This is a genomic window from Streptomyces sp. NPDC001852, assembly GCF_042891825.1.
Classification (GTDB): domain Bacteria; phylum Actinomycetota; class Actinomycetes; order Streptomycetales; family Streptomycetaceae; genus Streptomyces.
This window is the reverse complement of sequence record NZ_JBIATN010000024.1, coordinates 98952-112346: the sequence shown is the minus strand read 5'-3', so window position 1 is coordinate 112346 and position 13395 is coordinate 98952. Positions and strand designations below refer to the sequence as shown.

15 protein-coding genes are annotated in these 13395 nt (G+C 70.1%); 7 read left to right on the top strand and 8 right to left on the bottom strand.

All coding sequences use genetic code 11. The features are described 5' to 3' along the window. Window positions 1–226: 226 nt before the first annotated feature. From ACFYZB_RS33330 to ACFYZB_RS33320, 3 genes are all read right to left on the bottom strand, one after another. Window positions 227–1075, bottom strand: coding sequence for a DUF2637 domain-containing protein (locus tag ACFYZB_RS33330; RefSeq protein ID WP_388764877.1), 849 nt, complete (start codon window positions 1073–1075; stop codon window positions 227–229). A gap of 363 nt (window positions 1076–1438) precedes the next feature. Beyond that, on the bottom strand, window positions 1439–2740 hold the full coding sequence (locus tag ACFYZB_RS33325) for a DUF3631 domain-containing protein (RefSeq protein ID WP_388764875.1): 1302 nt from the start codon (window positions 2738–2740) through the stop codon (window positions 1439–1441). Window positions 2741–2880: 140 nt separating this feature from the next. After that, window positions 2881–3078: a helix-turn-helix transcriptional regulator gene (locus tag ACFYZB_RS33320; protein ID WP_388764873.1), complete on the bottom strand. Its 198-nt coding sequence runs from the start codon at window positions 3076–3078 to the stop codon at window positions 2881–2883. Window positions 3079–3200: 122 nt separating this feature from the next. Here ACFYZB_RS33320 and ACFYZB_RS33315 point away from each other — a divergent pair, with 122 nt between their 5' ends. Further along, on the top strand, window positions 3201–3698 hold the full coding sequence (locus ACFYZB_RS33315) for a helix-turn-helix domain-containing protein (RefSeq protein ID WP_388764872.1): 498 nt from the start codon (window positions 3201–3203) through the stop codon (window positions 3696–3698). 17 nt (window positions 3699–3715) lie between these two features. After that, on the top strand, window positions 3716–4840 hold the full coding sequence (locus tag ACFYZB_RS33310; RefSeq protein ID WP_388764870.1) for a tyrosine-type recombinase/integrase: 1125 nt from the start codon (window positions 3716–3718) through the stop codon (window positions 4838–4840). A 106-nt stretch (window positions 4841–4946) separates the two neighbouring features. Here ACFYZB_RS33310 and ychF read toward each other — a convergent pair whose 3' ends face one another. Beyond that, on the bottom strand, window positions 4947–6035 hold the full coding sequence (gene ychF, locus ACFYZB_RS33305) for a redox-regulated ATPase YchF (RefSeq protein WP_351209082.1): 1089 nt from the start codon (window positions 6033–6035) through the stop codon (window positions 4947–4949). A gap of 180 nt (window positions 6036–6215) precedes the next feature. On the opposite strand from ychF, the gene ACFYZB_RS33300 reads away from it, so the two are divergent. After that, window positions 6216–6806, top strand: coding sequence for a DUF6542 domain-containing protein (locus ACFYZB_RS33300; RefSeq protein ID WP_388764867.1), 591 nt, complete (start codon window positions 6216–6218; stop codon window positions 6804–6806). 22 nt (window positions 6807–6828) lie between these two features. On the opposite strand, the gene ppgK is transcribed toward ACFYZB_RS33300, so the two are convergent. Both ppgK and ACFYZB_RS33290 read right to left on the bottom strand, forming a co-directional pair. Then, a complete protein-coding gene (gene ppgK, locus ACFYZB_RS33295; protein ID WP_388764866.1) occupies window positions 6829–7575 on the bottom strand; it encodes a polyphosphate--glucose phosphotransferase in 747 nt (248 codons plus the stop codon). A gap of 29 nt (window positions 7576–7604) precedes the next feature. Then, the gene (locus tag ACFYZB_RS33290; protein WP_351209085.1) at window positions 7605–8621 is read right to left on the bottom strand and encodes a 4-hydroxy-3-methylbut-2-enyl diphosphate reductase; all 1017 of its coding nucleotides are present in this window, start codon (window positions 8619–8621) and stop codon (window positions 7605–7607) included. Window positions 8622–8774: 153 nt separating this feature from the next. Here ACFYZB_RS33290 and xseA point away from each other — a divergent pair, with 153 nt between their 5' ends. The 3 genes from xseA to ACFYZB_RS33275 all read left to right on the top strand — a co-directional run bounded on the left by xseA (window position 8775) and on the right by ACFYZB_RS33275 (window position 10945). Continuing rightward, the gene (gene xseA / locus ACFYZB_RS33285; protein WP_351209086.1) at window positions 8775–9983 is read left to right on the top strand and encodes an exodeoxyribonuclease VII large subunit; all 1209 of its coding nucleotides are present in this window, start codon (window positions 8775–8777) and stop codon (window positions 9981–9983) included. Beyond that, a complete protein-coding gene (locus tag ACFYZB_RS33280; RefSeq protein ID WP_351209087.1) occupies window positions 9980–10210 on the top strand; it encodes an exodeoxyribonuclease VII small subunit in 231 nt (76 codons plus the stop codon). The genes xseA and ACFYZB_RS33280 overlap by 4 nt, the downstream gene beginning before the upstream one ends. Window positions 10211–10354: 144 nt before the next feature. After that, entirely contained in the window at window positions 10355–10945 is a 591-nt protein-coding gene (locus tag ACFYZB_RS33275) for a malonic semialdehyde reductase (protein WP_388764863.1), read from the top strand. Between the two features lie 66 nt (window positions 10946–11011). Here the strand turns inward: ACFYZB_RS33275 and ACFYZB_RS33270 are convergent, their stop codons facing one another. Then, on the bottom strand, window positions 11012–11539 hold the full coding sequence (locus ACFYZB_RS33270; protein WP_388764861.1) for a DUF4245 domain-containing protein: 528 nt from the start codon (window positions 11537–11539) through the stop codon (window positions 11012–11014). 128 nt (window positions 11540–11667) lie between these two features. Here ACFYZB_RS33270 and glpX point away from each other — a divergent pair, with 128 nt between their 5' ends. After that, window positions 11668–12702, top strand: a complete 1035-nt coding sequence (glpX, locus tag ACFYZB_RS33265; protein ID WP_388764859.1) for a class II fructose-bisphosphatase — start codon at window positions 11668–11670, stop codon at window positions 12700–12702. A 168-nt stretch (window positions 12703–12870) separates the two neighbouring features. Here the strand turns inward: glpX and ACFYZB_RS33260 are convergent, their stop codons facing one another. Then, window positions 12871–13248 carry a WhiB family transcriptional regulator gene (locus ACFYZB_RS33260; RefSeq protein ID WP_351209091.1) on the bottom strand — a complete coding sequence of 126 codons (378 nt, stop codon included), beginning with the start codon at window positions 13246–13248 and terminating at the stop codon, window positions 12871–12873. Window positions 13249–13395 lie beyond the last annotated feature (147 nt).

Sequence of the window (13395 nt, the reverse complement as noted above, 5' to 3'; positions counted from 1 at the left end):
TCCAGAACGGGGTCGGTTGCACGGACGGCGGCAGGGCGGTCCGCGCAGTGCTGGTGGAATGGTCCGGGCGAGGCGCGGTTTGGCCCGGCCGGATGTGGGGGCGTAGAGGGGGCGGCTGACCGCATTCGCGGAAGTCCGCAACGGCTAACCGGACTTCCGCGAAGGGAAAGCCGGGTCTGGACCGGCGTCCGGTCAGTGGCGGGCGGCATCCGGAGCGGAGGCCCGGTCACTCGACGGTGGGGTGCTCGCGCGCTCCTTGGTCCTGCGGGTCGCCCGACTCCGCATGTTCGGCGCGCAGCAGGTTCATCAGCTGGGTGAAGCGCGCACTGCCGATAGGGAGCCCGGCTTCCCGGATGGCCTGCTGGACCACGGCGACGGTCACGCCGTGCTCAGCGACGGCGGGTCGGACGGCCGCCAGGAGCTGCTCCATGCTCGCCCCGGGCGGACGCCCCGTGCGCTTGCGCCGAGCCACCGTCTCGCGATCCGCGCGCTGCGCCGACGACGTGGCAGCGCCGTCGCCATCTGCGGATTCCGGCTCCGGATCGGGTTCGTCCGTGATCGTTGGGAGAGCAGGCTCGCCCGCTTCCTCATGTTCGACAGGCCCACTGGGTTCGGCAAGGGCCGGCATGGTGGCGTGGCGGGCGACGAGGATGCCGAGGTGGACCGCTCCGGCCAGGGCGAGCGGAGCGATCATCGACAGGGCTCCGACTGCCGTGTCACCGAGGTGGAGTCCTGAACCGGTCGGAGCCTGGTCGTTGAGACGAACGGCGTGCAGGGTGTTGGCCCACACGCTGGCGGCGGTGGCGGCCAGGAAGAGGGCCCAGACGTAGGCGCGGGCGGTGAAGGCCGCCCGGCGCAGGATGAGCAGGGCTCGGACGCCGTAAGCGATGAACCCGTCGACGACCAGGGGGAAGAGGTAGGTCAGGGCTCCTCGGACATGGATGGCGTCGGCGGTCTGTCGCAGGGCGTCGTACGACAGGGCGAATCCGGCGGCGGCGAGGACGCCGATGGCGGCGCGGTCCCAGCCGGTGACGCGGCTGACCGGTATGCCGGAGGGCGGTGCGGTGGTAGGCATGGTGGGGCGTGCTCCGTGGGCGGTGCAGGGGGTGGTCGCGGGATCCGTCTTTGCCGTCCTGGGCGTTCCAACAGCAGGTCAGGGCGGTCACGGCAGGAGGTGGTGGGACGGCACGTTGCCGTCTTGGCCGTGTGTGCCGTCTTGCGGGCATGGCCGGTGACCTGGGGTTTTACGGCTGGGACGGCACGGACGGCACAAGACGGATGTCGGTGCCGTCCCACGCCCCGCCTGCCACCGAGGGCTGATGTGCGCTCGGCGACAGGCGGGCAGGGGGCCGTCTTGCGTCCGGTTGCCGTCTTGGCCACAGCCCGTCTGAGCTGCGCAGTTACGGCAGGGACGGCACGTACGCAAACGGCGGAGGGGTCAGCCTGCGGCGCGTTCGGCGGCGTCCAGCGGGTGGACGGTGGGGCAGTACCGTCGCCAGGGGTCCGCGAACTTGTTGCGGGTGTAGCCCTTGCGCTGGATCTCGCCGACGCGCACGTTGGCCGAGGAGATGCCGTACTCGCGCAGCATGGCGCTGAGTCCGCGGGCGGTCAGGCCGCCTCGGCCCCATTCGCCCCACGGGGCCTCGGGGTCGCTGTTGAGGGCGTACAGCAGGTCGTCGGTGCACAGGCTGTCCACGTCGCCCCGGCCGAAGAAGATCCTGCGGATGTCGGCGAGGATCCTCGCGCCGCTGGGGTTGTCCTCCTCGGCCTGGACCTCGGAGGCGACCATGTGCGCGCACGCCTGCCGGGCCAGCCGCGGCCACGGGCCACCCGCCAGGTCGGCGACGATCACCAGGGGCTCCCAGGTGTCGGCGGCCCGGTCCTCGACCGGCATCTCCGGCTCCAGATGCAGGGCCTGGTTCACCAAGGGTTTGGTCCAGGCGGTGAGCCTGGACCGGATCGCGTGCAGAGCCGGGGTGTCCCGCTTGGAGCGGAAGGGGGAGACCCGCTCGCCCGCGGCACGGCGGCGCATGCGGATGACCACCGACCGGTCCATGATCGTGTCCGGCAGATCGCCGATACCCGCGATGGCCGCCATCGCGAACGTGGGGAACCTGCGCGGCGTGTGGTCGTTGCCCACCACCCGCAGCACGTAACGTCCCCGTTGGTGACCAGCGTTGAGCAGGCCCCGCATCTCCTCGTTCTTCTCCGCCATCTTCGGCGTGCCGAAGATGGTGTCCGCCTCATCCACCAGCAGCGTGGGCGGCTCCTCGCCGATCGAGCGGAAGACCGCTGCCGGGGTGGAGTTTACCGTTATCACCGGGTTGTGGACCGTCTCGGTCAGCACATCCAGCAGGCGGGACTTGCCGCACCGTTTCGCCGGGCCCACCACGGCGAGACGCGGCGCGTGCTGCCACGCAGGCTGCAGATGGGTCGCCGCGACCCAGAGCGTGACCGCGTCCAGGGCCTGCTCGGAAGGCAGGATCACGAACCTCGCGATCAGTTCCTTCAGCTGAGTCAGGAGATCGTCGCCCTCAGTGGCCGGCGTGTCCGGCATGGCGTCGAGCCCCGCCGGCCCGCCCGGGTCGTCCGATGCAGCGGCGGCACCGTCTCCACAGGGTGTGGATGCGTCGGCGCGCTCTTGGATCGACCGATGCCGGCCGGGCCGGCCGGGTATCGCTGCCGGAGGCCATGAAGCGTTGAGGGATGCGCCTGCGGCATGCGGGGAAGTAGTCTTCAACGTGCACTCCTGGTGGTGGGGCGCGCGGGCTGGCAGGCCCGGCTCCACCGGTCCGAACGGGCTGGTTGCCTGTGGGGTGTTCACCCGGCTCTCGGCGTTCGCACCGCCGAGGGCCTTTTCACTACCGGGGGCGGGTCGCATCAGGCCCCCAGCGCCCAGTTGTCGCTCTGCTCACGCAGTTCCTGGTCGAAACGGGCGAGTTCGGTCTCCAGGTACAGGACGCGGCGCCCAACCTTCACGCCTCGCGGGCCGTAGCCGGTGTGCCGCCAGTACCGCACGGTGCTCTCGGCGGTTCGGTAGCGCTGGGCGACCTCGGCGGTGGTGAGGTAGCGATCCACGGTTTTCCCTTTCGACTATCTTGCATTTCGCTATGCATAAGTCGTACCGTACGACCACTACTTAGTCAAACGGGATAGAATATGGTTCAATTGGGATAGCGACGGCATGCGATGGAGGCGAGATGGCCAGAGAGACCGGCGAGGGCGAAGCGCCCTTGCTGTACAGCGAAGGCAACGCGGCGGCACGCATCGCTCTGGAGCGGGAGGTCAGAGGGTGGAGTACCACTGAGCTGGCGGCCCGCATGACCAAGGCGGGTGTCCCGATGAACCAGACGGCGGTCTGGCGTATCGAGAACGGCAATCCTCGGCGCAAGATCACGCTCGATGAGGCTCTGGGCTTCTCCCGGGTCTTCGAGCTACCTCTGGACGAGCTGATGTCGCCCCCGCTGCAAGGCGTCGACCTCGAAGGGCGGCGGATCGTCCAGGAGGCGGTCGAGGCGTTCTACGAGGTCCGCGACGTGGAGGACCGCCTCCACCGCGCCGTCGTTGCCACCTCCGACTACATCGAGAGCCGTCCCGGCAGCTCCAAGGGCATCCACGAGCAGTTCCTCCGCCTGATGGGCGAGGAGCGCGACGCCCGCGCGCTCACCGAGTACGTCGAGCGCGGCGGTTACCACTGACGACTGGAGAGATCGACTTGGCCAACATTCAGAAGCGCCCCAACGGCAAGTGGCGCGCCCGGTACCGGGACCTCGACGGCAAGGAGCACGCCCGCCACTTCGACCGCAAGATCGACGCCCAGCGCTGGCTCGACGAAGTCACGGCCAGCGTGGTCACCGGCCAGTACGTGGACCCTCGATCGGCCAAGAAGCCCTTCAAGGACTACGCGGAGGAATGGCGGGCCCGCCAGCCGCACCGACCCTCAACGGCCAAAGCCGTTGCCCAGCACCTGCGTTGCTACGTGTACCCGACGTGGGAGAAGCGGGCGCTGGGAGCGATCAAGCCGGGCGACGTCCAGGGCTGGGTGACCGGGCTGACGACGACCCACGGCCTCGCGGCCAGCACCACGCGAACCGTGTTCAACACGGTCAACGCGGTGTTCCGTGCGGCGGTCCGCGACCGCATGACCCCCGAAAACCCCTGCGCGGCCGCGAAGCTGCCACCGGTGCCACGCAAGCGGGTCGTGCCGCTGTCGGTCGACCAGGTCCGCGAGCTGGCAGCGGCGATCCCTCCTCGCTACCAGGGTCTCGTCCTGCTGGGCGCCGCTACCGGCCTCCGCCCTGGCGAGCTCTTCGGCCTTCAGCTCCGGCACGTCGACCTGCTGCACGCGGCGGTCACCGTGGAGCAGCAGATCCAGCAGACGGCCAGGCACGGCGTCTACGTCGGACCACCGAAAACCACAAGGTCGTATCGCACCGTGCCCCTGCCGAAGATGGCCGTCCGGGCTCTCAAGGCGCACCTACAGGGCTTTCCCGTCAGCGAGCCCGAAGGCTGGCTGTTCACCGCTTCTGAGGGCGGCCCGGTCGTCTACACCCACTTCATGGACGGTGCGTGGCGGCCCGCATGCAAGAAGGCCGGCATACCGAAGGGCACCGGTCCCCACGCCCTCCGGCACCACTACGCCAGCCTGCTGATCAAGAACGGCGAGTCGGTGAAGACCGTCTCCGAGCGGCTCGGTCATACCAATGCCGCGATGACGCTGAACATCTACACCCACCTCTGGCCCGACTCCGAGGAGCGGACCCGCGCCGCCGTGGACCGCGCCTACGGCGCCGGCAACGACGCGGACCAGGGTGACATCCCGACCGCCGAAGCGGCGTAAAGACGCCGGTCGCGTTGGCCGGAGTTGGCAGTACTGCGGACTCCCTGCGGACCGCTAGGCCGCCCAACCCACTCCGCCGCAGGTCAGACGGCCTTCTGTTGATCGCTCAGACGTTGAACCGGAACTCCACCACGTCCCCGTCCTGCATCACATATTCCTTGCCCTCCATGCGGGCCTTGCCCTTGGCGCGGGCCTCGGCCACCGAGCCGGTCTCGACCAGGTCGTCGAAGGAGATGACCTCGGCCTTGATGAAGCCCTTCTGGAAGTCGGTGTGGATCACGCCGGCCGCCTCGGGGGCCGTGGCGCCCTTCTTGATCGTCCAGGCGCGGGACTCCTTGGGGCCGGCCGTCAGGTAGGTCTGCAGGCCGAGGGTGGCGAAGCCGACACGGGCGAGGGTGGCGAGGCCGGGCTCGTGCTGGCCGACGGACTCCAGCAGCTCCAGGGCCTCCTCCTCGTCCAGCTCGGCGAGGTCCGCCTCCAGCTTGGCGTTGAGGAAGATCGCCTCGGCGGGGGCGACCAGGGCGCGCTGCTCGTTCTTGAAGTCCTCGTCGATCAGTTCGTCCTCGTCGACGTTGAAGACGTAGAGGAAGGGCTTGGTGGTGAGCAGGTGCAGGTCGTGGAGGAGTTCGTTGCGCTCGGTGCCCTGCACGATGCCGTGCGCGAAGAGCGTGTCGCCCTTCTCCAGGATCTCCTTGGCCTCCTCGACCGCCTTGACCTTGGGAGCGACGTCCTTCTTGATCCGCGACTCCTTCTGCAGCCGCGGGAGGACCTTCTCGATGGTCTGGAGGTCGGCGAGGATCAGCTCGGTGTTGATCGTCTCGATGTCGTCCTTCGGCGAGACCTTGCCGTCGACGTGTACGACGTTCTCGTCCTTGAAGGCGCGGATGACCTGGCAGATCGCGTCGGACTCACGGATGTTCGCGAGGAACTTGTTGCCGAGTCCCTCGCCCTCGGAGGCGCCGCGCACGATGCCGGCGATGTCGACGAAGTCGACCGTGGCCGGGAGGATGCGCTCCGAGCCGAAGATCGACGCCAGCTTGGCCAGGCGGGCGTCGGGGACGCCCACCACGCCGACGTTGGGCTCGATCGTGGCGAACGGGTAGTTGGCCGCCAGCACGTCGTTCTTGGTCAGGGCGTTGAACAGGGTCGACTTGCCGACATTGGGCAGGCCGACGATTCCGATCGTGAGCGACACGTTGCGACTTCCCGTAGATGAGTGGGCCAGGGGCTGCCAGGGGCCAGAGACACTGGCCGATCCACCAGTCTACGGCGTCCGCACCGGGCGGCCCGCGGGAGCTTCGAACGCCTGGCCAAGCTCTTCTCACCGGCGTGTCTGATGGGCTATTCGGCACATAAACAGACCTAAGTTGGTCCAGTGGAGCAACACAGATCGCGACCCCCGAACGACGGACCGCGACGCGGCGGGCCGCACCAGCCCGCGCACCTGCCCCCGCAGGCCCGGCGTGGGCCCGGCGAGCGCAGGCCGGGCCAGGGGCAGGGGCGGGGGACGCGGCGGTCGGGGCGGCAGGAGCACGGCGGGCGACAGGCGGGGGCCGCCGCCCGACCCTTCCCGCCCGGGCCTCGGCTGCCGGGGCCACGGCTCACCGGGCTCGGCAGCGGACTGTTCTGCGTCGTCGCGATGTTCCTGCTCGGCTGCCTGGACGCGCTGCTGGCCGATGGGGCGCTGCCGGTGTACGGCGTGCTGTTCGTGCCGGTGTGCGTCCTGACCGCGCTGTGGGTGCGGGCCGGGGACGTGCTGACCGCGCCCGTGGTCCTGCCGGTCGCGTTCGCCGTGGGGTTGCTGCCCGTCGCCGACGGGGGCGGGGGGCTGCTCGGCCGGCTGATGGGACTGTTCACCGGGCTCGCGACCCAGGCCGGCTGGCTGTACGGCGGGACGCTCGTCGCCGGGCTGATCGTGCTGGTACGCCGGGTGCAGTGGGTACGGCGGCGCCGGCGGCGGAGCTGAGCCGACGGCCCGGCCGCCTCCGTCATCTCTCCTGGGCCGCTCTCATCGCCGCCCCCACGATCCCCGCGTTGTTCTCCAGCTGCGCCGGAACGATCTCGGCCTTGATGCCGTCGATGAAGCGCAGGAACTTGTCGGCCTTGCGGCTGACCCCGCCGCCGATGATGAACAGCTCCGGCGAGAACAGCATCTCCACGTGCGCCAGGTACTTCTGGACGCGCTGGGCCCACTGCTCCCAGCTCAGGCCGTGGTCGTCCTTGGCCTTGCTGGAGGCTCGTCTCTCGGCGTCGTGGCCGTTCAGCTCCAGGTGGCCCAGTTCCGTGTTCGGGACGAGGAGGCCGTCCACGAAGACGGCGCTTCCGATGCCGGTGCCGAAGGTGAGCAGGATGACCGTGCCCCTGCGGTCCCGGCCGGCGCCGAACTGCGTCTCGGCGACGCCCGCCGCGTCCGCGTCGTTGACGACCGTCACCGGCAGGCCGCCCAGCTTGCCGCTGAACAAGGCGCGCGCGTCCGTGTCGATCCAGCTCTTGTCGACGTTCGCCGCCGTACGGACCGTGGCGCCGCCGGTGACCACTCCGGGGAAGGTCAGGCCGACCGGGCCGGTCCAGCCGAAGTGGTCGATGACCTGCTTGACCCCGTCGGCCACGCCGTCCGGTGTCGCCGGGTGGGGGGTGAGCACCTTGCAGCGCTCCTGGGCCAGGGCGCCCCTGTCCAGGTCCACAGGGGCGCCCTTGATCCCGGATCCGCCGATGTCAACGCCGAAGATCTGCATGGCACCACGTTACGACGGACCACTGACAGTCACGCCCCGGTCGTGCCGCTTCCGCCGCGCTCGGCGGCCAGGGCGGCGGCCTCCTCGCGCAGGTCGCGGCGGAGCTCCTTGGGGAGGGAGAAGGTGATGGACTCCTCGGCGGCCTTGACGATCTCCACGTCGCCGTAGCCGCGCTCGGCGAGCCACTCCAGCACCTGCTCGACCAGCACCTCGGGCACGGAGGCACCGGAGGTGACGCCGACCGTCGTCACGCCCTCCAGCCAGGCCTCGTCGATCTCGTCCGCGAAGTCCACCAGGTAGGCCTCGCGGGCGCCGGCGAGCTTGGCGACCTCGACCAGACGCTTGGAGTTGGAGGAGTTGCGGGAGCCGACGACGACGACCAGCTCGGCCTCGGCGCCCATCTGCTTCACGGCGAGCTGGCGGTTCTGCGTGGCGTAGCAGATGTCGTCGCTGGGCGGGGAGACAAGACCCGGGAACTTCGTCTTCAGGGCGTCGACGGTCTCCATGGTCTCGTCCACGGACAGGGTGGTCTGGGACAGCCAGACCACCTTCGACGGGTCACGGACCTCGACCTTGGCGACGTCGCCGGGGCCGTCGACGAGCTGGATGTGCTCGGGGGCCTCGCCGGAGGTGCCGATGACCTCCTCGTGGCCCTCGTGGCCGATCAGGAGGATGTCGTAGTCCTCCTTGGCGTAGCGGACGGCTTCCTTGTGGACCTTGGTGACCAGCGGGCAGGTGGCGTCGATGGTGGCGAGGCGGCCCTGTTCGGCCTCCTCGTGCACGACCGGGGCGACGCCGTGCGCCGAGAACATGACGATGTTGCCGGGCGGCACCTCCTCCGTACGCTCGACGAAGATCGCACCTTTCTTCTCCAGGGTCTGCACGACGTACTTGTTGTGGACGATCTCGTGCCGGACGTAGATCGGGGCCCCGTACTGTTCGAGGGCCTTCTCGACGGCGATCACGGCGCGGTCCACACCGGCGCAGTAGCCCCGGGGGGCGGCGAGCAGGACACGGCGGCCAGGCGAAGCGGTCATGCGTCCCATCGTAAGGCCGCGTTCGGCGGCGCCGAGATCGCGTGTCCGGTGCCGCGCACTGAAGAGTGACCGCCGGTGTCCGTGGTGGGCATCGGCGCGCGCGGCAGGCCGCGCAGGCTCGAGGGTGCTCCCCTGTCAGTACCCCCCGTTACTCTCAACCGCATGGCTGCGAAAACCACCCCCGAAGCCCCCCTCCCCGTCGGTGAGGTCTCCCGGCTGATCGGGGGCTGGATCGATCGGCTCGGGGCCGTGTGGGTCGAGGGGCAGATCACGCAGTTGTCGCGGCGGCCCGGCGCCGGGGTCGTGTTCCTGACGCTGCGCGACCCGTCGTACGACATCTCCGTGAGCGTGACCTGCTACCGGCAGGTGTTCGATGCCGTCGCCGATGTCGTCGGGGAGGGCGCCCGGGTCGTCGTACTGGCGAAACCGGAGTGGTACGCGCCCAGGGGGCAGCTGTCCCTTCGCGCCGCCGAGATAAGGCCCGTCGGCGTCGGTGAGCTGCTGGCCCGGCTGGAGCAGCTGAAGAAGGCGCTCGCGGCCGAGGGGCTGTTCGCGCCGGAGCGGAAGAAGCCGCTGCCGTTCCTGCCGCAGCTGATCGGCCTCGTCTGCGGTCGCGCCTCCGCCGCGGAGCGGGACGTGCTGGAGAACGCCCGCCACCGCTGGCCCGCCGTCCGCTTCGAGGTGCGCAACGTGCCGGTGCAGGGCGTGCACGCCGTGCCGCAGGTCGTGCAGGCGGTCAAGGAGCTGGACGAGATCGAGGACGTCGATGTGATCATCGTCGCCCGTGGGGGCGGGAGCGTCGAGGATCTGCTGCCCTTCTCCGACGAGCAGTTGGTGCGGGCCGTGGCGGGGTGCCGTACGCCCGTCGTCTCCGCCATCGGTCACGAACCGGACAATCCCCTGCTGGACCACGTCGCCGACCTGCGCGCCTCCACCCCCACCGACGCGGCCAAGAAGGTCGTGCCGGACGTGGGCGAGGAGTTCGAGCGGGTGCGGATGCTGCGGGACCGGGCCAGGCGCTGCGTGAACGCGTTCGTCGAACGGGAGGAGCGGGGGCTGGCGCACGCGCTGGCCCGGCCCTCGATAGAGGATCCGCACCGGATGATCGACGAGCGCGCCGACCACGTGGCCTCCCTGGTCGGGCGCGGTCGGCGGACCCTCGGCCATCTCCTCGACCGCGCGGACTCGGAGCTGACGCACACGCACGCGCGCGTGGTGGCCCTCTCCCCCGCGGCGACGCTCAAGCGCGGCTACGCGGTGCTGCAGAAGACGGACGGGCACGTGGTGCGCGATCCGGACGAGGTGACGGCGGGCGAGGTTCTGCGGGCCCGCGTCGCCGACGGCGAATTCACAGTGAAGGCAGGCGAATGACCGGCAAGGTGGACGAGGCTCTCTCCTACGAGCAGGCGCGGGACGAGCTGATCGAGGTCGTACGGCGCCTGGAGGCGGGCGGTACGACGCTCGAGGAGTCCCTGGCGCTCTGGGAGCGCGGCGAGGAGCTGGCCAAGGTGTGCCGGCGCTGGCTGGAGGGGGCGCGGGCCCGGCTGGACGCGGCGCTGGCCGAGGAGGAGGCGGAAGAGGAGGAGGACGCCGAGTAGGCGTCGGTCCGACGGCTGTGAAGCGGGTCACCGCGGCCGGACCTTTGTTGAAGGTTGAACTTCACTGTCGTAAGGTCGTGGCGTCAGCCGATCCGGACCGCGGTCCGGTACGTCGGATCAAGGCGCCACCTAGGAAGTTCACGCATGTCTCTCGTACTCGACGCCGCCGCCCAGGACCTGCTGTTCCGTGAGGCCCGCACGGCGAACAACTTCACCGACGAGCCGGTCACCGATGAGCAGGTCCAGGCCATCTACGACCTGGTCAAGTACGGCCCGACCTCCATGAACCAGTCCCCGCTGCGGGTCACCCTGGTCCGCTCCCCCGAGGCCCGCGAGCGTCTCGTGCAGCTCATGGCCGAGGGCAACCAGCCGAAGACCGCCGCCGCCCCGCTGGTCGCGATCCTCTCCGCGGACAACGAGTTCCACGAGGAGCTGCCGCAGCTCTTCCCGCACTTCCCGCAGGCCAAGGACCTCTTCTTCGGCGAGCGCTCGGCGCGCGAGGGCAGCGCCGCCCTGAACGCCGCCCTCCAGGCCGCCTACTTCATCATCGGCGTCCGGGCCGCGGGCCTCGCCGCCGGCCCGATGACCGGTCTCGACTTCGCGGGCGTCCAGAAGGAGTTCCTGGACGACGACCACACCCCGCTGATGGTGGTCAACATCGGCAAGCCCGGCCCGGACGCCTGGTTCCCGCGCTCGCCGCGCCTGGCGTACGAGGACGTCGTCACGACCGTCTGAGCCACCCCGGTACGACGAGAGGCCCCCGGCACCGCCGGGGGCCTCTTCGCATGTCCTGCGGGAAGGTCACTGCATCTTCAGCGCCGCCGCGAACTCCGTCAGCTCCGCGAAGGACGCCGTGCCCGCCACCACCGTGGTGGAGCCGGGCGTGCCGTTCAGGACCAGGGCGTCGTAGCGGCCGCCGGTGTAGCGGGTCCAGGTGCGGCCGCCGATCGTCTCGGTCCGCTTCGTCGCCGACGCACCCTGGCTGGCCTCGTCGACGAAGTCGGCCGGCTTCTGCGTGGACTGCTCGATCTGCACGTACTGGCTGTCCGGGGTCTGGAAACCCAGGTGCCAGCGGTCGCCGCTCTCGCCCTGGAAGCGCACGGAGGTCGCCTTCCACGTACTCGGCAGGCCCTCGGGCGCGGCCACCGGGTAGCTCGCCGCGCGACGGGCCGTGAGCAGCTCGACCCGGTAGTCGACCCGCTTGAGGTCGGGAGAGTGATCGTCGTGCGGGATGGCGAGGAAGTAGACGACCAACGCCGCGATGCCGATCAGGGCCAGGGAGAGAATCATGTCCCGGGCCGTCTTCTGCTTGCCGTTCGAACCTGCCACGCCCCCTATCGTCGCAGGTGCCCCATGCGCTCATCCGTGGGGCCCCCTGCTCATTTTGTCTGTCCGGCGATAAAGTCAGGGTCGAATACCCTCATCCGGCCGTCGTCGTATCAGAAAGGTGCGCTCCGATGACCGAAAATCATCACCTGCCGTCCGAGCTCGATGTTCCCTCCGAGGCTCCCGACCGCAACCTCGCCCTGGAACTCGTCCGGGTGACCGAAGCCGCCGCGATGGCAGCGGGCCGCTGGGTGGGACGCGGTGACAAGAACGGCGCCGACGGTGCCGCGGTGCGCGCCATGCGGACCCTCGTCTCCACCGTGTCGATGAACGGCGTCGTCGTCATCGGCGAGGGCGAGAAGGACGAGGCCCCGATGCTCTTCAACGGGGAGCACGTGGGCGACGGCACCGGTCCCGAGGTGGACATCGCGGTCGACCCGATCGACGGCACCACGCTGACCGCCAAGGGCATGCCCAACGCGATCGCCGTGCTCGCCGCGGCCGAGCGGGGCGCCATGTTCGACCCGTCCGCCGTGTTCTACATGGACAAGCTGGTCACCGGCCCGGAGGCCGCCGAGTTCGTCGACATCGACGCGCCCGTGGCCGTGAACATCAAGCGGATCGCCAAGGCGAAGAAGGCCACGCCCGAGGACGTCACCGTCGTCATCCTCGACCGGCCGCGGCACGAGGGTCTGATCCGGGAGGTCCGCAAGGCCGGCGCGCGCATCAAGCTGATCTCCGACGGTGACGTGGCGGGCTCGATCTACGCACTGCGCGAGGGCACGGGCGTCGACCTGCTGCTCGGCATCGGCGGTACGCCGGAGGGCATCATCTCGGCCTGCGCCGTGAAGTGCCTGGGCGGAACCATCCAGGGCAAGCTGTGGCCCAAGGACGACGAGGAGCGTGCGCGGGCCATCGACGCCGGGCACGACCTGGACCGCGTACTGACGACCGACGACCTGGTGTCGGGCGAGAACGTCTTCTTCGTCGCGACCGGTATCACCGACGGTGAGCTGCTGCGGGGTGTCCAGTACCGGTCGGAGACCGCGCTCACCGAGTCGATCGTGATGCGGTCGAAGTCCGGGACGGTACGGAGGATCTATTCCGAGCACCGGCTGAGCAAGCTGCGGGCCTACAGCGCGATCGACTTCGACCGCGCCAAGTAGCTCCCGTGGCGGACGGCACCTGATGCGAGGGGCCGCGGGGCCGTCGGGGGGTGTGGATCGTCCGCGGCTGGTCGCGCCCGCGCGGCGGAGCCGCATGCCGAACACGGCCCGCGCCCCTGAGGCAGGGACACGCCCTCTGTGCGGAGAGGGCGCCCCTCCTCCGCTCTCCTAGCCGGCTATGCGATTCGCCGCCGTCGCCCGTGCCGCCTTCTTCAGCTCCATCTCCCTGCGGCGGCGCCTCGCCAGCACCACCCGGCGTTCCGCTGCCGTGAGGCCGCCCCAGACGCCGTACGGCTCGGGCTGGAGGAGGGCGTGTTCACGGCACTCGACCATCACCGGGCAGCGGGCGCAGACACGCTTGGCCGCCTCCTCCCGGGACAGCCGGGCAGCGGTCGGCTCCTTCGACGGAGCGAAGAACAGGCCCGCCTCGTCGCGCCGGCACACGGCCTCGGTGTGCCAGGGAGCGTCTTGGTCCCTGTCTCGCGCTGGCATCCGCTGCACCGGAAGGGCAGCTACCTGCAGGGACGAATGCGGCGGTTGCAGCACGGTCTACTCCTGACGACGGCTTCGCGAGCGAGAGACGATGCAGCAAGCCCTACCCGCTGTGCGCGCGCCTATGCACAGAGTTCCCAGTCGCGGGCGCTCGGCGGCTCGTTCGCGCCCCCGGCGCGGTCATGCCGGAGGAGCGGAACC

What these genes read in the sequence shown, in the direction of transcription:
- ACFYZB_RS33330 (WP_388764877.1), bottom strand. Translation starts at nt 1,075, where the DNA reads ATGCCTACCACCGCACCGCCCTCCGGCATACCGGTCAGCCGCGTCACC.
- ACFYZB_RS33315 (WP_388764872.1), top strand. Translation starts at nt 3,201, where the DNA reads ATGGCCAGAGAGACCGGCGAGGGCGAAGCGCCCTTGCTGTACAGCGAA.
- ppgK (WP_388764866.1), bottom strand. Translation starts at nt 7,575, where the DNA reads ATGCAGATCTTCGGCGTTGACATCGGCGGATCCGGGATCAAGGGCGCC.
- ACFYZB_RS33290 (WP_351209085.1), bottom strand. Translation starts at nt 8,621, where the DNA reads ATGGGACGCATGACCGCTTCGCCTGGCCGCCGTGTCCTGCTCGCCGCC.
- xseA (WP_351209086.1), top strand. Translation starts at nt 8,775, where the DNA reads ATGGCTGCGAAAACCACCCCCGAAGCCCCCCTCCCCGTCGGTGAGGTC.
- ACFYZB_RS33280 (WP_351209087.1), top strand. Translation starts at nt 9,980, where the DNA reads ATGACCGGCAAGGTGGACGAGGCTCTCTCCTACGAGCAGGCGCGGGAC.
- ACFYZB_RS33275 (WP_388764863.1), top strand. Translation starts at nt 10,355, where the DNA reads ATGTCTCTCGTACTCGACGCCGCCGCCCAGGACCTGCTGTTCCGTGAG.
- glpX (WP_388764859.1), top strand. Translation starts at nt 11,668, where the DNA reads ATGACCGAAAATCATCACCTGCCGTCCGAGCTCGATGTTCCCTCCGAG.